21 protein-coding genes and 1 other RNA gene are annotated in these 21879 nt (G+C 34.8%); 6 read left to right on the forward strand and 16 right to left on the reverse strand.

The annotated features are described in order from the left end of the window. The first annotated feature begins 363 nt into the window (after window positions 1-363). Window positions 364-1206: a DNA ligase gene (locus U9966_RS09430; protein ID WP_407675175.1), complete on the forward strand. Its 843-nt coding sequence runs from the start codon at window positions 364-366 to the stop codon at window positions 1204-1206. Between the two features lie 62 nt (window positions 1207-1268). Then, window positions 1269-1592, forward strand: a complete 324-nt coding sequence (locus tag U9966_RS09435; RefSeq protein ID WP_306347719.1) for a zinc ribbon domain-containing protein YjdM — start codon at window positions 1269-1271, stop codon at window positions 1590-1592. Between the two features lie 63 nt (window positions 1593-1655). Here the strand turns inward: U9966_RS09435 and U9966_RS09440 are convergent, their stop codons facing one another. From U9966_RS09440 to exbB, 11 genes are all read right to left on the reverse strand, one after another. Next, window positions 1656-2954: an adenylosuccinate synthase gene (locus U9966_RS09440; protein WP_306347718.1), complete on the reverse strand. Its 1299-nt coding sequence runs from the start codon at window positions 2952-2954 to the stop codon at window positions 1656-1658. Window positions 2955-3067: 113 nt separating this feature from the next. Continuing rightward, window positions 3068-3955, reverse strand: coding sequence for a protease modulator HflC (hflC, locus tag U9966_RS09445; RefSeq protein WP_306347717.1), 888 nt, complete (start codon window positions 3953-3955; stop codon window positions 3068-3070). Continuing rightward, entirely contained in the window at window positions 3955-5163 is a 1209-nt protein-coding gene (gene hflK / locus U9966_RS09450; RefSeq protein ID WP_306347716.1) for an FtsH protease activity modulator HflK, read from the reverse strand. The genes hflC and hflK overlap by 1 nt, the downstream gene beginning before the upstream one ends. Window positions 5164-5447: 284 nt before the next feature. Then, window positions 5448-6356: a LysO family transporter gene (locus tag U9966_RS09455; protein ID WP_306347715.1), complete on the reverse strand. Its 909-nt coding sequence runs from the start codon at window positions 6354-6356 to the stop codon at window positions 5448-5450. A gap of 10 nt (window positions 6357-6366) precedes the next feature. Next, complete coding sequence (gene pepB / locus U9966_RS09460; protein ID WP_306347714.1) at window positions 6367-7644, reverse strand: aminopeptidase PepB; 1278 nt, start codon at window positions 7642-7644, stop codon at window positions 6367-6369. A gap of 12 nt (window positions 7645-7656) precedes the next feature. Next, the gene (sppA, locus tag U9966_RS09465) at window positions 7657-9522 is read right to left on the reverse strand and encodes a signal peptide peptidase SppA (protein ID WP_306347713.1); all 1866 of its coding nucleotides are present in this window, start codon (window positions 9520-9522) and stop codon (window positions 7657-7659) included. 17 nt (window positions 9523-9539) lie between these two features. Further along, entirely contained in the window at window positions 9540-10145 is a 606-nt protein-coding gene (gene recR / locus U9966_RS09470) for a recombination mediator RecR (RefSeq protein ID WP_306347712.1), read from the reverse strand. Between the two features lie 98 nt (window positions 10146-10243). Then, window positions 10244-10573 (reverse strand): YbaB/EbfC family nucleoid-associated protein, encoded by a 330-nt coding sequence (locus tag U9966_RS09475; RefSeq protein ID WP_306347711.1) that lies wholly within the window; start codon window positions 10571-10573, stop codon window positions 10244-10246. 69 nt (window positions 10574-10642) lie between these two features. Beyond that, window positions 10643-11470, reverse strand: coding sequence for an energy transducer TonB (locus U9966_RS09480; RefSeq protein ID WP_306347710.1), 828 nt, complete (start codon window positions 11468-11470; stop codon window positions 10643-10645). Then, complete coding sequence (exbD, locus tag U9966_RS09485) at window positions 11470-11853, reverse strand: TonB system transport protein ExbD (RefSeq protein ID WP_211599118.1); 384 nt, start codon at window positions 11851-11853, stop codon at window positions 11470-11472. Before exbD ends, U9966_RS09480 begins: the two co-directional genes overlap by 1 nt. 49 nt (window positions 11854-11902) lie before the next feature. Continuing rightward, complete coding sequence (gene exbB, locus U9966_RS09490) at window positions 11903-12349, reverse strand: TonB-system energizer ExbB (protein ID WP_306347709.1); 447 nt, start codon at window positions 12347-12349, stop codon at window positions 11903-11905. A 162-nt stretch (window positions 12350-12511) separates the two neighbouring features. On the opposite strand from exbB, the gene glpE reads away from it, so the two are divergent. The 3 genes from glpE (at window position 12512) to U9966_RS09505 (ending at window position 14679) form a co-directional block, all read left to right on the forward strand. Continuing rightward, window positions 12512-12835 carry a thiosulfate sulfurtransferase GlpE gene (glpE, locus tag U9966_RS09495; protein ID WP_306347708.1) on the forward strand — a complete coding sequence of 108 codons (324 nt, stop codon included), beginning with the start codon at window positions 12512-12514 and terminating at the stop codon, window positions 12833-12835. A gap of 113 nt (window positions 12836-12948) precedes the next feature. Further along, entirely contained in the window at window positions 12949-13914 is a 966-nt protein-coding gene (gene pfkA / locus U9966_RS09500) for a 6-phosphofructokinase (RefSeq protein WP_306347707.1), read from the forward strand. 54 nt (window positions 13915-13968) lie between these two features. Next, window positions 13969-14679, forward strand: a complete 711-nt coding sequence (locus U9966_RS09505) for a YwiC-like family protein (RefSeq protein ID WP_306347706.1) — start codon at window positions 13969-13971, stop codon at window positions 14677-14679. Here U9966_RS09505 and U9966_RS09510 read toward each other — a convergent pair. The 3 genes from U9966_RS09510 to clpB all read right to left on the reverse strand — a co-directional run bounded on the left by U9966_RS09510 (window position 14674) and on the right by clpB (window position 18268). Further along, window positions 14674-15360 (reverse strand): pseudouridine synthase, encoded by a 687-nt coding sequence (locus tag U9966_RS09510; RefSeq protein WP_306347705.1) that lies wholly within the window; start codon window positions 15358-15360, stop codon window positions 14674-14676. The two genes, U9966_RS09505 and U9966_RS09510, sit on opposite strands and share 6 nt — an antisense overlap. Before the next feature lie 34 nt (window positions 15361-15394). Next, an RNA gene (ffs, locus tag U9966_RS09515) (signal recognition particle sRNA small type) lies at window positions 15395-15490 on the reverse strand. Between the two features lie 204 nt (window positions 15491-15694). Next, the gene (clpB, locus tag U9966_RS09520) at window positions 15695-18268 is read right to left on the reverse strand and encodes an ATP-dependent chaperone ClpB (RefSeq protein WP_306347704.1); all 2574 of its coding nucleotides are present in this window, start codon (window positions 18266-18268) and stop codon (window positions 15695-15697) included. Between the two features lie 262 nt (window positions 18269-18530). Between clpB and U9966_RS09525 the strand changes: the two genes are divergently transcribed. Then, window positions 18531-19160: a TIGR01621 family pseudouridine synthase gene (locus U9966_RS09525; RefSeq protein ID WP_306347703.1), complete on the forward strand. Its 630-nt coding sequence runs from the start codon at window positions 18531-18533 to the stop codon at window positions 19158-19160. Window positions 19161-19356: 196 nt separating this feature from the next. Here the strand turns inward: U9966_RS09525 and rimO are convergent, their stop codons facing one another. After that, the gene (gene rimO / locus U9966_RS09530) at window positions 19357-20691 is read right to left on the reverse strand and encodes a 30S ribosomal protein S12 methylthiotransferase RimO (RefSeq protein WP_306347702.1); all 1335 of its coding nucleotides are present in this window, start codon (window positions 20689-20691) and stop codon (window positions 19357-19359) included. 29 nt (window positions 20692-20720) lie between these two features. Further along, window positions 20721-21878, reverse strand: coding sequence for a succinyl-diaminopimelate desuccinylase (dapE, locus tag U9966_RS09535; protein WP_306347701.1), 1158 nt, complete (start codon window positions 21876-21878; stop codon window positions 20721-20723). Window position 21879 lies beyond the last annotated feature (1 nt).

Consider the following 21879-nt stretch of genomic DNA (forward strand, 5'->3'; position numbering starts at 1 on the left):
ATAACATTTTTTTAACAAAACATATTATTCGACGAAATTTTAGACAGACATAAGCATATATTCAATGCTATTTTAATCATATATTTTTATTATCCATCTAGGTTGAATAAGCTATCCGATTGATATTAAACAAATTTTTAAAATATTAAAAAAATGTTTAAATTGTACAGATAAATTTGCAGAACAAGATAACAAAAACAAGCGTATTTGTCCATTGAGCAAGTAAAGATTAATGAATAATTTTTAATTTTGATTAATTGCAAATATTAAAAAAGAAGTAACCGCTTGTTTTGTTAAATTTTGCGACTTAAATCGAAAAAATTTATTTCTAATCTGATTTTTTATTACTCATTTTTTATAGTGATGACTATTTTACAACAAATGAGATTATTCTTTATGTGGCGATTATTCTTCCTATTTATTTTTATACCTAATTTAGTAGCACAACCCCTTGATTTAATGTTATTAGAAAAATACCGAAATCAACATATTGAAGGCTGGGTGGTAAGTGAAAAATTAGATGGCATACGAGGTTTTTGGGATGGTAAACAGCTTCTTAGCCGACAAAACTATCTCCTTTCTGCTCCTGATTATTTTACTAAAGATTTTCCTCCTTTTGCCATTGATGGTGAGCTATTTAGTGAGCGTAACCAATTTAGTCACATTTCATCTATTGTTCGAGGATCTAATGCAGAGGATTGGAAGGCATTAAAGCTTTATGTCTTTGATGTTCCTAATGTAAGCGGTCACTTATTTGATCGTTTACGCAAATTAGAAAATTATTTAAAGTTACATCCAACACCTTATATTAAAATTATAAAACAGATCCCCATTAAAAATAAAAGCCAGCTCAATCAATTTTTTACTGAAGTACAAGGTTTAAAAGGTGAAGGCATCGTTATCCGTAATCCTCAGGCTTCTTATATTAATGGTCGCTCATCACAAATTTTAAAATTTAAAGCCGTTTATGATGATGAATGTACGGTAACTGCTCATCATCTTGGTAAAGGGAAATATCAAGGAAAAATGGGGTCTGTTAGCTGTTCAAATAGCTACGGTAAATTTAAAATTGGATCAGGTTTTTCAGATAAAGATCGAACAAATCCACCCGCTATAGGCTCTGTAATCACCTACAAATATCGTGGATTTACATCAAAAGGTAAACCTCGTTTTGCCACTTTTTGGCGAATTCGACAAGACAAATAAGCTTAAAAGCAGTACAATATTGCCTTTGTTTTTAACTTAATATTAGTTTCTAAGGATTATTTATGGAATTTCCAATTTGCCCAAAATGTAGTAGTGAACATACTTATCACGATTCAATTCAATTTGTTTGTCCCGAATGTGCTTATGAATGGACTGGTGAAGAAGTAGAAAATAATGATGAAGACCAGTTAATTGTAAAAGATAGTAATGGTAATCTACTCGCTGATGGTGATGATGTTATTTTAATCAAAGATTTAAAATTAAAAGGTTCATCACAAGTATTAAAAAAGGGGACAAAATATAAAAAAATTCGTTTAGTGGATGGCGATCACGATGTAGATTGTGGCAAAATTATGCTGAAATCAGAATTCTTAAAAAAAGCATAGTTTAGGTTGAGCAATAAAAAAACCTACGATCAAAATCGTAGGTTTTTTATTGTCTATTTTTAATTAAACATCAAATGGATCACTAAATATCATCGTTTCTACACGATCTGGACCTGTTGAAAGAATGGCGATTGGCACACCAACCACTTCTTCAATACGTTTAATATAATTAATCGCAGCTTGTGGTAACTCATCACGATTTGTTACACCAAAAGTATTTTCATCCCAACCTGGCATTGTTTCATAAATTGGCTCAACACCTTCCCAGTCTTTCGCTGCCATTGGTGCATATTCTACTACTTTACCATTTGGCATTTTGTAGCCCACACAGATTTTAAGCTCTTTTAAGCCATCTAAAACATCAAGTTTTGTCATACAGAAACCTGAAATTGAGTTAATTTGCACCGCACGGCGTACTGCCACTGCATCAAACCAACCACAACGTCTTGCACGACCTGTTGAAGCACCAAATTCATTACCACGTTTGGCAATGGTTGCTCCCACATCATCAAATAATTCAGTTGTAAATGGACCACTTCCAACACGTGTACAATAGGCTTTAATAATACCTAATACATAATCAAGATTACGAGGACCAAAACCAGAACCTGTTGCCACGCCACCTGCGGTCGTGTTTGAACTAGTCACAAATGGATAGGTACCGTGATCGATATCTAACATTGTTCCTTGTGCTCCTTCAAATAGGATATTATCGCCATTTGCACGAGCGGTGTGTAATAACGTGGTAATATCTTCTACCATTGCAGTGATGACATCTGCAACAGCAAATACATCATCTAAAGTTTTTTGATAATCTACTGGATCAGCTTTGTAGTAATGGACAAGCTGGAAGTTGTAATAATCTAAAATGTCTTTTAATTTTTCAGCAAAATGTTCTTTATCGAAAAGATCACTTACTCGTAAACCACGACGTGCCACTTTATCTTCATAAGCAGGACCAATTCCACGTCCTGTCGTACCGATTTTATTTTTACCTAACGCATTCTCACGCGCATTATCCATTGCGATATGATAAGGTAAAATCAATGGGCAAGCCTCTGAGATTTTTAAACGTCCACGCACATCAACGCCACGAGCTTCTAATTCTTTCATTTCCGTCATCAATGCTTCTGGTGAAAGTACAACACCATTAGCAATAATACAGGTCACATTATCACGTAAAATACCTGATGGTATTAAATGAAGAACGGTTTTCTCTCCATCAATAATTAGGGTATGCCCTGCATTGTGTCCACCTTGATAGCGAACAACGTATTTTGCACGATCTGTCAATAAATCAACTATTTTGCCTTTTCCTTCGTCACCCCATTGAGCACCAAGGACTGCTACACTTTTTCCCATAATAAACGCCTCCGTTTAATTTATTCTATTGGTTTTATTTACCATAAATTTTTAATTACATAAAAAATGACAATAAAAAACCCAATGCTATTTTCATTGGGTTTTAAATACTTTTACTCTGTAGGTAGTTGCATAAAACGGAAAAATTCGCTATTTGGTTTAATTAGCATCATATTATTTTTCCCTTCTCCAAAACTATTTTCATACGCTTTTAGACTGCGAACAAAACTATAAAATGCTGGATCTTGTCCAAAAGCATTCGCATAAATTTTTGCAGCTTTTGCATCCCCTTCCCCTTTTAATTCTGCCGCTTTCTTATTTGCATTAGCTAAAATTAAGGTTACTTTTTTATCTACATTCGCACGAATAAACTCTGCTTTTTCTTGCCCTTGTGAACGATGTTCTTTTGCTACTGCATTACGTTCTGCACGCATACGCTGATAAATAGAAGAAGACACTTCATTTGGTAGATTAATTTGTTTTACTCGTACATCAATTACAGCAATTCCTAGTTTTTCAGCACTATCACTACCGATATTTAATGCTTTTTGAGCATCAACCATTAATTCTCCTCGAGAGCCAGAAACAATATCTTTAATGGTACGAGAACCAATTTCAGAACGTAAGCGGTCATTTACTTTACGTTTTAATAAGCTCGCTGCTTTATGATAATCGCCACCAGTAGCCATATAAAATTGTCCAAAATCACTAATTCGCCACTTAACATAAGAATCAACTAACAAGTCTTTTTTCTCAACAGTAACAAAACGATCTTCTGCACCATCTAAAGTTAAAATTCGAGCATCAAGCACTTTTAAGTGATCAAAGAAAGGGACTTTAAAATGTAAACCTGGTGTATAAACGACGACTTTATTGTCTGCATCACGGTGTACTTTATTAAAGCGTAACATTATGCCGCGTTGACCTTCTTGAACCACAATAAGAGATTGGAAAAGAGCAAAGACAATAACAGCAATGATTGGTAATAATAATTTACGCATTATTCAAATCTCCCTTTACGACTAGACTCTTCTCTGACTTCATCAGCACTATAAGGTACTGTTGCCACTTTAGATTCTACCATTTTTGTATTTTTTGGTAATAATGTGACCGCTTGTTGAGTTTGAGATTCTGTTATTTCTGGTAATGATGATTTATTCATCAATTTATCTATTGGTAATACCATCAAATTATTTGATTTCACATCATCCATCATTAGTTTAGGCGTATTTTTCATTACCTTTTCCATTGTTTCAAGGTATAAACGTTCTTTCATTATCTGTGGTGCCAATTTATATTCAGATAAAAGCTGAGTAAAACGAGAGGTTTCCCCTTTTGCATTCAAGACAACTTTTTCTTTATAACCACTTGCTTGTTCTAAAATACGTTGAGCATTACCACGTGCGATTGGCTCTTGACCTCGAGCATAGGCTTCAGCTTCACGAATTAAACGTTGTTCATCTTCCTGTGCTTTAATTGCGTCATCAAAAGCATCCTTCACTTCTTCTGGAGGACGAGCATATTGGAAGTTTACATCCGTTACTAATAATCCCATATCGTAAGTTTTGATAATTTCACGTAATTCTTTCCACGTTTTTTCACGTACAACTGCACGTCCAGTGGTTAAAATATCATCCATTGTCATATGACCAATAACATAACGTAATGCACTATCTGTTGCTTGCTTTAAACTATCATCAGGATTGACTACACTAAATAAATATTTAGCAGGATCATCAATACGGTATTGCACTGTCATTTCAACTGAAACCATATTTTCATCTTGTGTTAACATTGAACCACGAGTATTTAATTCAGACACTCGTTCAATATTAATTGGAATAACTTTATCAATAAACGTTGGCTTCCAGTTAAGACCAGGCATAACAATATCATTTACTTTACCAAAACGAGTAACAACGCCACGTTCAGCTTCTTTAATTGTGTAAAATCCAGATCCTGCCCAAACTAAAATACCTAAACCTAACACAAAAGGAAGTAATTTTGTTAACTGAGGCACTGGATTATTTTGGTTATTATTCCCTTCGCCTTTAAAGTTCCCTAGTTTTTTTAATAAATTATTAAATGCCTCTTCCAGATCGGGCGGTTGCTGATCATTTTTGGGTTTTTGAGGTTCTTGTTGATTTTCAGGCTTTTTGTCACCTGGTTTTCCCCAAGGATCTTGATTACCTGATTCATTCCACGACATAAGTTTCTCCGTTGAAATATTACTTGCTACAAACGATTGATTGTACCTATTTAATTTTGTTTTGGCTAGAGGGTAAAACATATAAAAAATGAATATTACAAACACTAACCTTAGATGACTAAAAAAGCATTAAACAAACGCACTAAACACATCACTAAATAACCATTTTCAAGAAAATATATTTATACTAAAAAAATAGTCTCAACTCAAATGAGAGGGTTATTCATATTCTAACTACTACTATTTTATTTTTGCAAAAAGTTGCTATTATCTTACCGCTTTGTTTAAGCTAATCCAATAAATAAAGGCAGTAATATAGGTACTAATATATTAATAATAAATCCAAAACTGATAGCAATTGGTACCACTTGCATTCCACCTGTTTTTTGAATAATGGGTAAACTGACATCAAGTGAAGTGGCACCACCTAATCCCACTGCAGTTGAAGGAAAACGTTGCATAAAAAATGGGATAGTCAATAAACAAATAAGTTCACGAGAAAGATCGTTAAAAAAAGCAGTTGAACCCGCTACGGTTCCCCAAGCATCACCAATCAATACACTTGAAAGAGAATACCAACCTAAACCTGATGCAAAAGTTAATCCTTGCACTAATGAAAAATTGCAAAAAACACTAATGATCATACCGCTTATCATTGTACTAACTAACATTACGATAGAAAGTTGAATACCCCTTTTATTAAGAAAAACATCTCGTAACGGAATACCACTATTTCTTAATTGAACACCTACACAAAAAATCATTATCACAAGAGGATAAACACTTAAATGAGATGAGAGTAACACGGTATCTTTAGTTAGAAAACCAACTAAGCCACCGATAAATACTGTTGAACATAACAATGTAGATTCTAATAATAATTTTGAACGAGATAGCATTACTTCATTACTTTGTGTTTCTAAACGAAAAGGAATAAGTAAATCGAATAGCAGTAAACAAATTATATTACACAACTGAATGATTATCGCCATCAGAAATGCGGTATAACCAATAGTAGGCAATACCGTTCCAAGATCATTGAGTTGCCCTAACGAGGCTCCCATTAAAAAAAGAATAAGATAAAGGCAAGAGGTTGAAAGACGGTTTATTCGATTTAACCACTCTTTTTGATTAATTAGAATCAAATAGCCTACAAAAAGTGGCACAAACACAATTAATAAACCAGATAACATTTATCATTCCTTATAATTTTAACAATAAATTGGCTAATGTTTTGACACCAATTCCTGTTGCTCCAGTTGCCCATAATTCATTTGGTGATTTACGGAAAGTCGCTGAACAATCAATATGTAGCCAATTTTGTGCATAGTTTTTTACAAAATAAGACAAAAATGCCGTTGCCGTACTTGCACCAGCACCAACACCAGCAGGCAAAGAGCCCACGTTTGCAATATCAGCAAAAGAAGAAGCGGTTTGATTACGATGAAATTCTTCAAAAGGTAATCGCCAAAATTTTTCATTTTCTGCTTTAGCTGAAGTAAGCAATTGCTCAATTAACTGATCATCAATAGAAAGGATACTATGATAATCATTGCCAACCGCCATTTTTGCTGCACCCGTTAAAGTCGCACAATCAATAATATAGTTAGGGTTTTGTTTATCCGCTTCAATTAGACCATCCGCTAAAACTAAACGCCCTTCAGCATCTGTATTTAATACTTCAACAGATACCCCATTGCTATAATGGATAATATCACCCAGTTTCATTGCTTGACCACTGATTGAGTTTTCAGCACAACATAAATAGAGTTTTACACGTTGTTTTAAACCTCGAGCAATAGCTAATCCTAATGCACCCGTTAATAACGCAGCACCTCCCATATCAGTACGCATTGTTTCCATCGAGTTACTTGGCTTTAAGCTATAGCCACCAGTATCAAAAGTAATCCCTTTGCCGACTAAACAAGCTAAAACAGGTGCATTTTCATCATTAGTTGGATTGTAATCTAACTGCAGCATTGCGGGTGAATTAACGGCACCTTTACCCACAGCCCAAATGCCCTGATAATTTTGCTCTTTTAACGCTTCGCCACTAATTACTTTCACAGAAATTGAATTTTCTGCAAATTCTTCGATAAATGTAACCGCTTTATGAACCAATACTTCAGGTGTTACTACATCAGAAGGAGCATTAATCAATTCTTTAGTAAACTGTGTGCATCGAATACGAGCGTCTAGTTCAGATTGCTCTTGTTTTGTTAATTTGGGGAAATTAATTTTTCCACAATTTTTTACACTGACAAAACCTTGTTGAAATGCCCAGCATTCTTCCAACATCCACGCATTACCAATTAAAGAAACGGTTGTAATACCTTGATTTTTAATCTTTCTTGCTGCTTGTTGAATACTATTTAACGCATTGTCTCTTAAATGAATAATAATACCTTCATCATTAAATGAAATTAAGGCATTGTTACCCCATTGCTCTGGAGCAGGTTGTGTTGATAAATAAATTTTCATTATGTGTCCTTTTTATTTGACTGTTCCACAATTTAAACAATATAAATAACTCTGTTTTGGATCATTTAATTTGGGCATAAAAGGTGTTTTTTGTTTTATTTGTTCTATAAAAGGAATATCCAACCATTGTGTTAATTTTAATTGTACATTCATTTTAAAATTTCTGGTAAAACTACTAAATAAGCCTTTTTCTTGTGGTAAAATCCAAACTGCTCGAAGATTTTCCAATTTTTGTTTTCCCTGCTCTGCTCTTTTTTCATTAATAAGCACCATCAGTTCATCATAAGCTGTTTCAAAATCCCCTAGTTTATCTACCAAACCATTTTTAGCGGCTTGCTCTCCTAACCATACTTGCCCTTGTGCAATTTTATCTACTTGTTCTTTGGTCATTTTACGACCTCGACTCACTAAATCAAGGAAATGTTCATAACCATTTTCAATACTCAATTGAATAAGTTCACCTTGCTCTTTACTTAAGGTTTTAAATGGACTTTGATTAGCAAGTAATGATGTTGCAATACCATCTTCATTTATTCCTATATTTTTAGCTGTTTTTTCAACACTCATCGCTAATCCAAAGATACCAATCGAACCTGTGAGCGTATTAGGGCTTGCAATAATTTTATCTGTTGTGGCAGAAATCCAATAACCACCAGATGCTGCCATTCCACCCATCGACGTCACTACTGGCTTGCCTGATTTTTGAATGGCATCAATTTCTTGACGAATAAGCTCAGAAGCTAACGCACTTCCACCAGGACTATTCACTCGTAAAATCACACCTTGTACACTCTCTGAATTTTTTGCTATCTGTAATTGTTCGATAATAGTATCACTACCTGATGTTTTATTATCGCTCTCACCCCAAACAATTTCACCTTCTACATTGATTACTGCAATTTTATTCCCTTCAACATAAAAGCGACTAGATAATAAAGTTGCATAATCAAAATAGTCAATATGCTGATACCCCCTATCCTCATCCTCTCCAAACATCTCTCTTAAAATAGACAATATTTGAGGTTTTGTAACTAACTCAGTAACTAACTTTTGATTAAGGGAAAAATCTGCTGAATTACCTTTCGCTTTCTTAAATTGTTCAAGATAGTTTTTAAATTTAGGTAACACATTTTCTTTTTGAATTTGTCTGTTATCTGCTATTTTTTGTTGAATATTACTCCACAACCCATCTAACCATAGTGTTGCATTTTGTTTCGCTTCTGGTGACATATCATCACGCATAAAGGGTTCAACCGCCGACTTATAAGTTCCTACTCTAAAAATATGAGGCTGTACATCGATATAATCCAATAATGATTTAAAATATAAATTAGAATAGCTTAATCCGTGTAAATCAACCACACCTGCTTTATTGAGATAAACTTTATCGGCAAAACTTGCTAAATAATATTGCTTTTGAGTGTAATATTCTCCTATTGCAATCACTGGCTTATTACTTACCTTTTTAAATTCTTTTAAAATTTCCCCTACGTATTCAATAGAAGGAAAGTCGCCCCCCGAAAATTGTTGCAAATCTAATACGATACCTGTTACTTTTTTATCATAAGCTGCACGTTTAATCACTCGTGTCACATCAAAAACAGATATTTTGATTGGTTGCTTTTGACTTCCTAATTCAGATTCCAATAAATGATAAAAATCTCCCAATTCATCGTGGTTATCTGCTAAATATCCATTTAGATTTAATACTAATGCACCAGATTGAAAATTAGCCACTTGCTGGCTCTGAGGTTTATCACTTTGTATCAGTGAAAAGACTGAAAGACAAATAATAATAAATAATACAAAAAATAAATTTATTACCATTTCTCTTAAAAAACGAAAAATTTGATATATTTTTTTGAAAAACGTTACCATAAGTTACTCCTTAACTATCAGATATTGAGATCTCGTCTTCCTACAAAGGAATGCGAGAGTGTCGTGCCATCAACCATTTCAAGCTCACCTCCAACAGGAATACCGTGTGCAATACGTGTTACCTTGATATTATAAGGTTGACACATTTGCGCAATATAATTTGCCGTTGCATCACCTTCAATAGTGGGGTTGGTTGCTAAAATAATCTCATAAAAAGATTCTGTTTCTAGACGCTGCTGTAATATCTCTAATCCTATTTCACGAGGACCAATACCATCCAAAGGAGATAAATGTCCCATTAGAACAAAATAACGTCCTGAAAATTGTCCCGTTTGCTCCACTGCTTGAATATCTGCAGGCGTTTCAACAATACACAATTGCCCATTAGATTGTCTACGTGGGTTTTTACAAATATTACATATTTTTTGTTCTGTAAAAGTCCGACAAGATTCACAATGACCGATATATGTCATTGCTTCTTCTAATGCTTTCGCTAAATTTATCCCCCCAGAACGATTACGTTGTAAAAGTTGGTAAGCCATTCGCTGTGCTGATTTAGGACCGACGCCAGGTAATACTCTTAACGCTTCAATTAAATTTTCAAGTAAAGGACTAATTTGCATAAATTGTTATCACTTAGATAGAGAAAAGACGAATAAAATTTATCCGCCTTTTATTAATTATTATTTTATAGAAATAGAATAAGTAACATAAGGAGTGATTAAAATGGCATTTTCATCCCTGGTGGTAACTGCATCCCCGCAGTGACACTTGCCATTTTCTCTTTTTGTAACTCTTCTGCTCTGCGTACTGCATCATTAAAGGCTGCTGCAATTAAATCTTCTAACATTTCTTTGTCATCTTCCATCAAAGAAGGATCTATTTCAATACGACGACAACTGTGAGCACCATTAATAGTAATCTTCACTAAACCTGCACCAGATTCACCTATTACTTCTAATTTCGCAATCTCTTCCTGCATTTTTTGCATTTTAGCTTGCATTTGTTGTGCTTGTTTCATTAAGCCACCTAAACCACCTTTTCCCATCATTGATTTTTTCCTCTTAAATTTATAATAAAAAACGGTGTCATTTTACTGAACACCGTTAATTAAGGCAAGCTATTGCTGTAATGAAAATCGAATTGGTACAGAGGTAATATGCAATACCCCTCCTGGTGGAGCAGAATTCATTTTTGTCCTTTTCGCGGCTTTCACTGCTGCATTATCAAAATTACGATTTCCTGATGATTTAACAACTTTAACATCAACTACATTTCCAGATGAATTTACTGTAAATCCAATAATAACAGTTCCCTGTTTGTACATCCGTTTTTCTCGAGTAGGATAACTTCGCATTGCTTGACGTTGTAAAGCTCTTTGTAAACGTGCTTTATAAGCATTCACAATCCCTGATGAGACCTTACCTGATTGTACGGAGTGACCATTTTTCGCTCCATCATTCTTACCCGCTTGATCTTGTTTTCCTTGATTAAATTTTGCTTTCTCAACAACCCCTCTTCTTGCAACCTTACCCACTTCTTTTGCTTTAATTGATTGATGTTTTTTCTTTTTATGCTGTTTCTTTTTCGGTTTCTTTTTCTGTTTCTTTTTCGGTTTTTCCTTTGGCTCTTCTTTCTTTTTTTCTTTTTTCTTCTCTTTCTTTTCTAGAGGTTTAACTTTTTTATCAGGTACGGGTACTACAACTTTCTTTGGCTCAATAACATCTTCAATGACTTTCTCTGGCTCAGGAGGTGGTGTCACTTCAGTTCTTACCGCCACTTGCTGTTGCTCTAAGCGAGCTGTCATCATTTCCATAGAAATGCTGGTCACCTGCTCTTCTACATAATTAACGGGAGCGGCATTCTCTATTGCAACAAAAATAGCGGCAAAAACACCTGAGTGAATAAGTAGTGATGAAATTAAGCCAATACGAGAGTTATTTTTCATTATTTTTGCTCTTTTCTCGTCACAATAGCTACATTTTTAATTTCATTTTTTGATAACAAATCCGTTAATTCAACAAATTTATCAAAAGTAACGGCAGAATCGACTTTTAATGTCACTTTTTGGGTCTTATCCCATATTGAAATTTCTCTCTCTAATTCCTCTTTAGTAATGATTTTATCATTAAAATAAAATTCATTTTTATCATTAATGGTCAATAATTTAGCAAGGTCATCTGCTTGAAAAGTGGTTGTCGTACTTGCTTGAGGTACATTGACTTGTATCTTCCCTTGAGAAATAAATGAAGCGGTTACTAGCACAATTGCCAGTAACACCAACATAATATCAATAAATGGAATAATATTTATTTCATCAAATTTTTTCATTCTTTTCCTAAAATTTGTAAATTTTTATTATAAAGTAACCGCTTGTTTCTTATGATGATTTTTTCTGTTGTGCCAGCCACATCAATTTATTTGCATCAACTTTACGATTAAAACCGTTATAAAACATCATCGCAGGAATAGCGACTAAAATCCCTAATGCGGTTGCTTTTAGTGCCAAAGATAAACTTACCATAATTGAACCTGCATCTAAATCACCGCCAGCGTGTCCAAGATTATAGAAAGTTAATAAGATACCAATAACTGTACCTAACAAACCAATATAAGGTGCATTAGAACCAATCGTTGAGATGGTAGTAAGATTATGCGTTAAATCGATCTCCAACTCTTCAATAGTTGAATAATCACTCACATTCACATTTTTATAAAATAAAACTCGCTCAATCACTTTCCAAACTAACACAATACTCATCAAAACTAAGAGACCAAAAATAATATAATCACTGTTATAATGTAAAAATTGAAATAAAGATTCCATAACATTCCTTAAAAAATAAAAAAACCATCAAATAATTTTGATAACTGTTATCAATTATAATTCATCTGCCTCAAATTTCAATATAACAATACTAAAATTTTTATCTTTCTGTTATCTCGCTTTTACGTTAAAATAAACTAAACTTAAACTAACTGACTCTCTATGAATACCTTTACTGAAATTAGTCCTGAACAGGCTTGGCAAAAAATTGAAAATAACACCGCAATTATTGTTGATACTCGAGACAATATTCATTATGAGCAAAGTCACCCAAAGACAGCTTTTCACTTAACCAATAAAAGTTATGGTCAGTTTTTAGATAATTATGATTATGATCAACATATTATGGTACTTTGTTATCACGGAATAAGCAGTCGTAATACGGCACAATTTTTAGTTGAACAAGGTTTTGATAATGTCTATAGCATTACTGGTGGCTTTGAAGCGTGGCAAAAAGCAACGCTTCCAACTGAAACTCGTTGTTAGATCAAAGTTTTGACTAATTTTACGTATTTTTTCTAGAATCAAGAATACGAATAAGGTAATCTTTACAGCATTTCGGATTTTAATAAATTTAACTCTATTTTTAAGGATATTTTATGATTAAAAAAATTGCAATTTTAACCAGTGGTGGCGATGCGCCAGGTATGAATGCCGCAATTCGTGGGATTGTACGTGCAGGGCTAAGTGAAGGCTTAGAAGTTTATGGTATTACAGATGGCTATTATGGTTTGTATCATGATCAAGTGATCAAACTAGAGCATCATTCAGTTGCAGATAAATTAAATAGAGGCGGAACATTTTTAGGTTCTGCCCGTTTTCCAGAATTTAAAGATCCACAAGTTCGTAAACAAGCAGTCAAAACTTTAGAAAAACACAATATTGATGCGTTAATTGTTATCGGTGGAGACGGCTCTTATATGGGGGCTAAACTTATTACTGAAGAATTTGGTTACCCTTGCATTGGTTTACCTGGTACTATTGATAATGATATTCCAGGTACAGACTACTGTATCGGATATCAAACCGCATTAGAAACCGTGTTAACCGCAATTGACTATCTTCGTGACACTTCAACCTCACATCGTCGTATTTCACTGGTAGAAATTATGGGACGTTACTGTGGTGATTTAACTATTAATGCAGCAATCGCTGGTGGTTGTGATTATATCGTTACCGCAGAAAAAGAATTTGATAGAGAAGATCTCATCAAAAATATTGAAGCAGATCTAAATGAAGGAAAACGTCACGCAATTGTCGCCATTACAGAACATAAATGTGATGTTCACGAACTTGCAAAAGAAATTGAAGCAAGATTAGGAAATGAAACTCGTGCAACGATTTTAGGACATATTCAACGAGGCGGTTCGCCTTGTGCATTTGACCGTATTTTAGCCTCTCGCATGGGGGTTTATGCTGTTGAATTATTACTAGAAGGACACGCTGGACGCTGTGTTGGAATGCAAAGAGAAGAGCTTGTTCATCACGACATCATTGAAGCAATTACTACAATGAAACGTCCATTTGATGAAAAACTCTTTGAAGTCGCAAAAAAACTATTCTAATTCGTTATTTGAGGCTGGCATTTGTCAGCCTTTATTTTTATATAACAAATAAAAATGATAAAAAATAAGCCTGTTATTTCAAATCAATATGGTGCATTAGTGATGGCATTTATACCTCTTTTATACGGTATAAGTCTCACTCATTTTCATTTTATTTATATTTTTTTTACTCTTTCTTGGTTATTTTTATATCTTTTTTCTTATCCATTTCTTGCCCTATTTAATAGAAAACCTACGACTAGAAACAAAAAATGGGTAATAATTTATGCAATTATCAGTGTTATTTTTGCTCTTCCTGTCATTTTTTATCAACCTAAAATTTTGCAATTTTTTATTCCAATGATACCGCTTGTACTAGTCCAAATTTACTATACAAAACAAAAAGATGAACGCAATCTAATTAATGATATTACAGGCTATTTAATTTTTGGTATTGTAGGGATGGCAGGCTATTATTTAACCACTCAGCAATATAATATCGATATATTAATTCATCCAACACTTTTTTTTACTGTTACTACATTTTATGTTAAAAGTGTTGCCCGAGAACGAAAAAATCCGCTCTATAGAAAACTGAGTATAAACTCACATATTTTATTGATGATCAGTTATGCGTTATTTAGTTACTATTTTATTGCTTTTGCTTATTTATGTGGATTAATTCGAGCCATCATATTGCCAAGAAAAAATCTTAATATTAAACAAATAGGAATGTGGGAATTCCTAATTATTACAATATTTACACTCTGCTTAATCGCTTCATAGCTTTAATTGTTTGAATAATTGACGTTTTTCATCATCATTTAAAATGCGATATTCACCACTACCTAAGCCATTTAACTTAAACACACCCAAACCAACACGAATTAAACGTAACGTAGGAAAACCAATATGAGCGGTCATTCTTCTTACTTGGCGATTTCTTCCTTCTGTAATTGTTAATTCGATCCAACTCGTTGGAATATTTTTACGTTCACGTATTTTGGGGGCACTTTTCCAATTAAACTCAGGAGGTTCAATACCTTTCACTTTTGCAGCTTTAGTTAATCCATCTTTTAATACTACACCTTGTTGTAATTTCTCCAAATCTTCTTGCGAAGGTTCACCTTCCACTTGTACCCAATACGTTTTCGCCTTCTCAAATTTAGGATTAGCTAAACGGTGTTGAATTTGCCCATTATTGGTTAATAATAGCAATCCCTCACTATCACGATCTAAGCGTCCAACAGGATAAATATTCGCAATATCAATAAAATCTTTTAAGGTTTTACGACCAGAATCATCACTAAATTGTGTTAATACATCATAAGGTTTATTAAATAATACTATTGTTGTTTCTTCAAGAGAGGGTAAAGGTCTACGAGCCTTTATTTTAGTTGTAGTAGCCTTAAGATTTGTTTTCGTTTTTATTGAATTAGGTTTAAATTTTGGTTTAATGGAAGTCATTGATATACTCAAAATGAGGAAAAAAGGGTGAGGGCATTTCCAGCAACTCCTCGGCACACGGTAACTTAATTCTGGCTGCTTTCTTCCGAATCTGACCAAGTAAACTAAACACCATTGCGAGGTACCAAAAACGCCCTCATTGATTTGTATTACAACACGATGTAACACAATAGATGCGAATTATAAAGAAATTTCATCTAATACACAAGTAAGAAAATGATTAAACTAGAGCAAAAACATTTTAATTTTTTCCAAAAAGAAAAAGCTCTTGCTCTGTATTAACTAAAAATTTATAGCTACCATAAAATTATCACTTATCTTTCTTTATTCTTCTTTATCCTTGAGAAACAATAATTCGCCCTTCAACTACATCAAGTGTAATTAAATTATTCGGCAATAATCGTCCACTTAAAATCTGTTGAGCAAGTGGGTTTTCAAATTCTTGCTGAATTGCTCGTTTCAATGGTCTTGCTCCAAAGAGTGGATCAAAACCTGCTTTTGCAATATGCGTTAAGGCATTATCACTCACTTCAATTTGATAACCTCGACTTGCCATTCGGTTAATCAAGCGTTGTAACTGAATTTTTGCAATCGCTTTGATATTTTCTTCGCCCAATGAATGGAACACCACCGTTTCATCAATTCGGTTAATAAATTCAGGTCTGAAATGTTGCCCCACAACCCCCATTACCATTGTCCGCATTTCTTCATAAGTAAAATCATTATTACCTTGAATTAAATCCGAGCCTAAGTTTGAGGTCATAATCACAACCGTGTTACGAAAATCAACGGTGCGACCTTGTCCGTCTGTTAAACGCCCATCATCAAGCACTTGTAATAAAATATTAAACACATCACTATGGGCTTTTTCCACTTCATCAAGCAAAATTACAGAGTAAGGACGACGACGTACCGCCTCCGTTAAATAGCCCCCTTCTTCATAGCCCACATAGCCCGGAGGTGCACCGACCAAACGAGAAACACTGTGTTTTTCCATAAATTCTGACATATCAATGCGAACCATTGCATTTTCATCATCAAATAAGAAATTTGCCAATGTTTTACAAAGCTCAGTTTTCCCAACCCCTGTCGGTCCTAGGAATAAGAATGAACCAATTGGACGATTAGGATCTGATAATCCTGCTCGGCTACGGCGGATCGCATTTGCGACGGATTCCACCGCCTCATTTTGCCCAATCACACGTTTATGCAATTCCTGTTCCATTTTAAGTAGTTTTTCTTTCTCGCCTTCCATCATTTTCGCCACAGGAATACCCGTTGCACGAGAAAGCACTTCAGCAATTTCTTCTTCAGTGACTTTGGTACGTAATAAATGGTTTTCTGTACCTTGCTCCTCACGTTCTTCCGCTTCTTTGAGCTGTTTTTCTAAGGCTGGAATAACACCATATTGCAACTCTGACATTTTTTCATAGTTACTTTCACGCTTCGCTTGTTCCATCAAAATACGACTATTTTCTAACTCTGATTTTAAGTGCTGAGTACCTAGAAGAGCAGATTTTTCAGCTTTCCACACTTCCTCAAGCTCAGCATATTCACGTTCCTTAGCGGTCATTTCTTGCTCTAATTTTGCTAAACGCTGACGGCTTGCCTCATCGTCTTCTTTTTGTAACGCTTGCTGTTCCAATTTAAGCTGAATGATACGGCGATCCAAACGATCCAACGGTTCTGGTTTAGAATCAATTTCCATTCGCACGCTTGATGCTGCCTCATCAATTAAATCAATCGCTTTATCTGGTAACTGACGATCGGAAACATAACGATGTGAAAGAGTTGCTGCCGCCACAATGGCTGGATCGGTAATTTTAACGTGATGATGAATTTCATAACGCTCTTTCAAGCCACGCAAAATCGCAATGGTGTCTTCCACCGTTGGCTCATCAATAAATACCTTTTGAAAACGACGTTCCAACGCCGCATCTTTTTCAATATATTGACGATATTCATCTAAGGTTGTCGCCCCTAAACAGTGCAACTCGCCACGTGCTAATGACGGTTTTAATAAATTCCCTGCGTCCATTGCTCCGTCACTTTTACCTGCACCGACCATTGTGTGAATTTCATCAATGAATAAAATCACTTGTCCTTCTTCCTTGGCAAGCTCTTTCAATACCGCTTTTAAACGCTCTTCAAATTCGCCACGGTATTTTGCCCCCGCAATCAACGCCCCCATATCTAATGAAAGCACACGTTTATTACGCAATCCTTCTGGTACTTCATTATTCACAATGCGTTGTGCTAACCCTTCCACAATCGCTGTTTTACCGACTCCCGGTTCACCGATTAACACAGGGTTATTTTTGGTACGACGTTGCAACACTTGAATCGCTCGGCGGATTTCTTCATCTCGTCCAATTACAGGATCAAGCTTGCCCGCTTTGGCTCGTTCGGTTAAATCAATGGTATATTTATCTAATGCTTGACGTGTTTCTTCTGCGTTTGGGTTATTCACTTTCTCACCCCCTCTAATTTGTTGAATCGCATTTTGTACTTTCGCTTTATTTAAACCGAGCTGTTTCAATAATTGCCCTAACTCGCCACGATCTTCTAAGGCGGCTAACACAAATACTTCCGATGAAATATAGCTATCGCCCATCTCTGTCGCCAGTTTTTCACATAAGGTTAATAAACGAATAAATGACTGGCTTGGTTGCGTGTTTGCCCCCTGAACCTGTGGCAATTTGTTAATCAGCGTATTTAATTGATTTTGCAACGCCACCACATCAACTTGTAAACTGGTGAACAGCGGAGCTACACTGCCTTCTGATTGTTTTAATAACGTAATCAGTAAATGTGTTGGTTCAATATAATTATGATCTTTTCCAATAGCTAACGACTGAGCCTCGCCAATCGCTTCTTGGAATTTACTGGTAAATTTTTCAATATTCATTTGCTTTCCCCTCTAAATATTAAGGATTAAATTCTAAGTTTGATGTTGAATAAACTTCAAACTATCACAACGAATAGATGGGGGATTTTTAATAAATTTCAAGTAATAAAATAACAAGCAACTATTTTATTACGCAATATTTAAGCGGTAAGATAGTAATTAAAATTTGCAAATTTTGATCAACATCCTACCGCTTGCTTAATTAGAGCATATTCATATTTTTTGTTACAATGGCTCTTCTATTTTCTATCTATCAAATAAAATGTATCAAAAATTTACAATCTGCTACCAAAATAACGACTTTATTGTTATAAATAAACCTGCGGGCATTAGTGTTCATAAAGATAATGAAGAAACAGGATTAACCTCACAACTTGCTCAACAGTTAGGCATAAAACAAGTGTGGTTGGTACATCGTTTAGATAAAGTAACTTCTGGTTTGTTGATCTTGGCATTAAAGCGTGAAGTAGCGGTCACATTCTCGCAACTTTTTGCAAATCATCAAATTCAAAAAACGTATTGGGCATTGGCAACAGACAAACCGAGAAAGAAACAGGGAAAAATTGTGGGAGATATGGAGCGTTCTCGTAATGGTGCGTGGAAACTGTGTCATAGTAAACAAAATCCTGCTATTACACAATTTCACTCTCGCTCAATTGAACCCAACCTACGCCATTTTATTTTACAACCTAAAACAGGTAAAACCCATCAATTACGTGTTGCAATGAAAAGTTTAGGTAGCCCAATTTTGGGGGATAAACTTTATAGTGGGGAAAACGCTGATCGTGTTTATTTACACGCTTATCGATTAGAATTTATCTATCAAAATCAACCAATCAAAATAAGCTGTGTTCCTCAAAAGGGAGTATTGTGGCCAAAGCTAGATATCTAAAAAAATCGAGAATTGACAAATTTAATTCCTCACGTAGAGACAGGGCATGCCCTGTCTCTACAATATATTTATACATCAATAAGTTATATTAAAAATCAATAAAATATAGCGGTTAGATCTAGTTTAAAATTTACAATTTTTATGCTTGCTTTTCTTAATAGCATCTACATAATCATTATTGATTTTAAGAAAAAATCTAAACTAACATTCCCCACAAATCATACTCATCAGCCTCTGTAATGGCTACATTTACCACTTCACCAACTTGTATTTCTGCATTTTTAGAATTATCCACATAAACTAAACCATCAATTTCAGGAGCATCTGCCATTGAACGACCGATAATATTTTCATCGTTAATCTCATCAATAATCACCGCCAATGTTTTGCCCACTTTTTGTTGTAAACGCTGTGCGGAAATTTGTTGTTGAAGTTGCATAAAGCGATGAAAACGTTCTTCTTTCACTTCTTCTGACACTTGATTTGGCATATCTGTTGCCGTTGCACCATCAACAGGGCTAAATTTAAAACAGCCCACTCGGTCTAACTGTGCTTCTTTTAAGAAATCTAATAGCAGTTGAAAATCCTCTTCTGTTTCATCTGGAAAGCCGACAATAAAAGTAGAACGTAAGGTTAATTCAGGGCAAATTTCACGCCATTTTTTAATACGTTCAAGAGTACGATTAATGGAACCGGGGCGTTTCATTGCTTTTAATATTTTAGGGCTAGCGTGTTGTAATGGAATATCTAAATACGGCAGAATTTTACCTTCCGCCATTAACGGAATTAAATTATCAACGTGTGGATAAGGATAAACATAATGCAAACGCACCCAAATACCGAGTGAACCTAATTCTTCACATAAGCTAATTAAATTATTTTTTATCGGTTTCCCTTGCCAAAATACCGTTTTTGATTGGCTTTCTTTACCTTGTTCTAAAGAATAGGCAGAAGTATCTTGTGACACGACTAACAATTCTTTTACCCCTGAATCTCGTAGCCGTTTCGCTTCATCTAAAACCTGTGTGATAGAACGGCTCTCTAATTTTCCTCGCATTGAAGGAATAATACAGAAAGTACAATGATGGTCGCAGCCTTCAGAAATTTTCAAATACGCATAGTGTTTTGGGGTTAATTTAACGCCTTGTGCAGGAACAAGGTTTACATAAGGATTATATTCAGGCTTTGGTACATATTTATACACTTGTTGCATTACTGCTTCATAGCTGTGAGGACCTGTGACCTCAAGTACTTTAGGATGAACTTCACGAATACGATCTTCTTTTGCTCCCAAACAACCAGTGACAATCACTCGCCCATTTTCGGCTAAGGCCTCCCCTATTGTTTCTAACGACTCTTGTACTGCACTATCAATAAACCCACAAGTATTGACAATAACCAAATCTGCATTTTCATAACTTGGAATAATGTTATAACCATCAGTACGTAATTCCGTTAAAATACGTTCTGAATCCACTAAATTTTTAGGACAACCTAAACTGACAAAACCAATATTTGGCATACTATTCATAAAATTATCTCAATAATCACTCAAAAAAACTATTTTAACAGTTGCGTTAAAATATCTAAATAGATCAATCCCGATTTGGCAAGATCTTCACAACTCACACACTCATCAACTTTATGAATGGTTTTATTCAAAGGTCCAAATTCTATAATTTCCGCTCCCATTTGAGCAATAAAACGTCCATCTGACGTTCCCCCTGATGTGTCTAATTTAGGCGTAATATTTGCAAATTTTTCAATTGATCGTACCGCTATATCAATCAATTTACCTTCTGCAGTTAAAAATGGGTTGCCTGATAAATTCCACTCAATACGGTATTTCAACTGGTGTTTTGCTAACAACTCTTCGACAATATTTTTAATTATTTCCGCATTGATTTCTGTACTAAAACGTAAATTAAACTGCACATAAAGTTGTGCAGGAATGACATTATTACTGCCCGTCCCTGCATGAATATTGGCAATCTGTAAACTTGTTGCAGGAAAAAAATCATTACCCTTATCCCATTGATAATTCACTAACTCATCTAACATTGATGTTGCTTTATGCACGGGATTTTCTGCTAAATGAGGATAAGCTACGTGTCCTTGAACGCCCTCAATATAAAGATCCGCAGTGATAGAACCTCGACGCCCATTTTTAATCGTATCGCCTAACTTTTGACTACTCGATGGTTCTCCAACCACACAATAATGAACCACTTCATTACGTGCCATTAATGTTTCCACTACTTTAACTGTTCCATCTTTTGCAGCCGCTTCTTCATCAGAAGTAATCAACAACGCCACTTTACCTTTGTGATCTGGATTATTTTTTACAAAGTCACGAACGGCAATTACCATTGCGGCAAGTGAACCTTTCATATCCGCCGCACCACGTCCATAAAGCGTATCATCCACAATCTCTGCACTAAATGGAGGATATTGCCATTGTGACTCATCGCCTACTGGCACAACATCAGTATGTCCTGCAAAAGCGATACAAGGTGAAGTTTCTTTGTCATTACTTTTACCGAGAGTTTCACCGTGAGTTGCCCATAGATTTAAAGTATCCCCAAATTCAAGCCACTCAATATTAAAACCTTCTTTGGCTAAAATATCAGCTATCACTTTTTGACAGCCTTTATCCTCAGGACTTATAGACTCTCGCTGAATTAAATTGCAAGCGAGATCAATAATTTCAGTTTTCATT

The sequence above is a fragment of the Pasteurella atlantica genome, assembly GCF_963693435.1.
Classification (GTDB): Bacteria; Pseudomonadota; Gammaproteobacteria; order Enterobacterales; family Pasteurellaceae; genus Phocoenobacter; species Phocoenobacter atlanticus.

What these genes read in the sequence shown, in the direction of transcription:
- U9966_RS09510 (WP_306347705.1), bottom strand. Translation starts at nt 15,360, where the DNA reads ATGACTTCCATTAAACCAAAATTTAAACCTAATTCAATAAAAACGAAA.
- U9966_RS09435 (WP_306347719.1), top strand. Translation starts at nt 1,269, where the DNA reads ATGGAATTTCCAATTTGCCCAAAATGTAGTAGTGAACATACTTATCAC.
- exbB (WP_306347709.1), bottom strand. Translation starts at nt 12,349, where the DNA reads ATGGAATCTTTATTTCAATTTTTACATTATAACAGTGATTATATTATT.
- U9966_RS09430 (WP_407675175.1), top strand. Translation starts at nt 364, where the DNA reads ATGACTATTTTACAACAAATGAGATTATTCTTTATGTGGCGATTATTC.
- U9966_RS09475 (WP_306347711.1), bottom strand. Translation starts at nt 10,573, where the DNA reads ATGATGGGAAAAGGTGGTTTAGGTGGCTTAATGAAACAAGCACAACAA.
- hflK (WP_306347716.1), bottom strand. Translation starts at nt 5,163, where the DNA reads ATGTCGTGGAATGAATCAGGTAATCAAGATCCTTGGGGAAAACCAGGT.
- hflC (WP_306347717.1), bottom strand. Translation starts at nt 3,955, where the DNA reads ATGCGTAAATTATTATTACCAATCATTGCTGTTATTGTCTTTGCTCTT.
- exbD (WP_211599118.1), bottom strand. Translation starts at nt 11,853, where the DNA reads ATGAAAAAATTTGATGAAATAAATATTATTCCATTTATTGATATTATG.
- U9966_RS09480 (WP_306347710.1), bottom strand. Translation starts at nt 11,470, where the DNA reads ATGAAAAATAACTCTCGTATTGGCTTAATTTCATCACTACTTATTCAC.
- sppA (WP_306347713.1), bottom strand. Translation starts at nt 9,522, where the DNA reads ATGGTAACGTTTTTCAAAAAAATATATCAAATTTTTCGTTTTTTAAGA.
- glpE (WP_306347708.1), top strand. Translation starts at nt 12,512, where the DNA reads ATGAATACCTTTACTGAAATTAGTCCTGAACAGGCTTGGCAAAAAATT.
- recR (WP_306347712.1), bottom strand. Translation starts at nt 10,145, where the DNA reads ATGCAAATTAGTCCTTTACTTGAAAATTTAATTGAAGCGTTAAGAGTA.
- clpB (WP_306347704.1), bottom strand. Translation starts at nt 18,268, where the DNA reads ATGAATATTGAAAAATTTACCAGTAAATTCCAAGAAGCGATTGGCGAG.
- U9966_RS09440 (WP_306347718.1), bottom strand. Translation starts at nt 2,954, where the DNA reads ATGGGAAAAAGTGTAGCAGTCCTTGGTGCTCAATGGGGTGACGAAGGA.
- U9966_RS09525 (WP_306347703.1), top strand. Translation starts at nt 18,531, where the DNA reads ATGTATCAAAAATTTACAATCTGCTACCAAAATAACGACTTTATTGTT.
- U9966_RS09455 (WP_306347715.1), bottom strand. Translation starts at nt 6,356, where the DNA reads ATGTTATCTGGTTTATTAATTGTGTTTGTGCCACTTTTTGTAGGCTAT.
- rimO (WP_306347702.1), bottom strand. Translation starts at nt 20,691, where the DNA reads ATGAATAGTATGCCAAATATTGGTTTTGTCAGTTTAGGTTGTCCTAAA.
- pepB (WP_306347714.1), bottom strand. Translation starts at nt 7,644, where the DNA reads ATGAAAATTTATTTATCAACACAACCTGCTCCAGAGCAATGGGGTAAC.
- dapE (WP_306347701.1), bottom strand. Translation starts at nt 21,878, where the DNA reads ATGAAAACTGAAATTATTGATCTCGCTTGCAATTTAATTCAGCGAGAG.
- U9966_RS09505 (WP_306347706.1), top strand. Translation starts at nt 13,969, where the DNA reads ATGATAAAAAATAAGCCTGTTATTTCAAATCAATATGGTGCATTAGTG.
- pfkA (WP_306347707.1), top strand. Translation starts at nt 12,949, where the DNA reads ATGATTAAAAAAATTGCAATTTTAACCAGTGGTGGCGATGCGCCAGGT.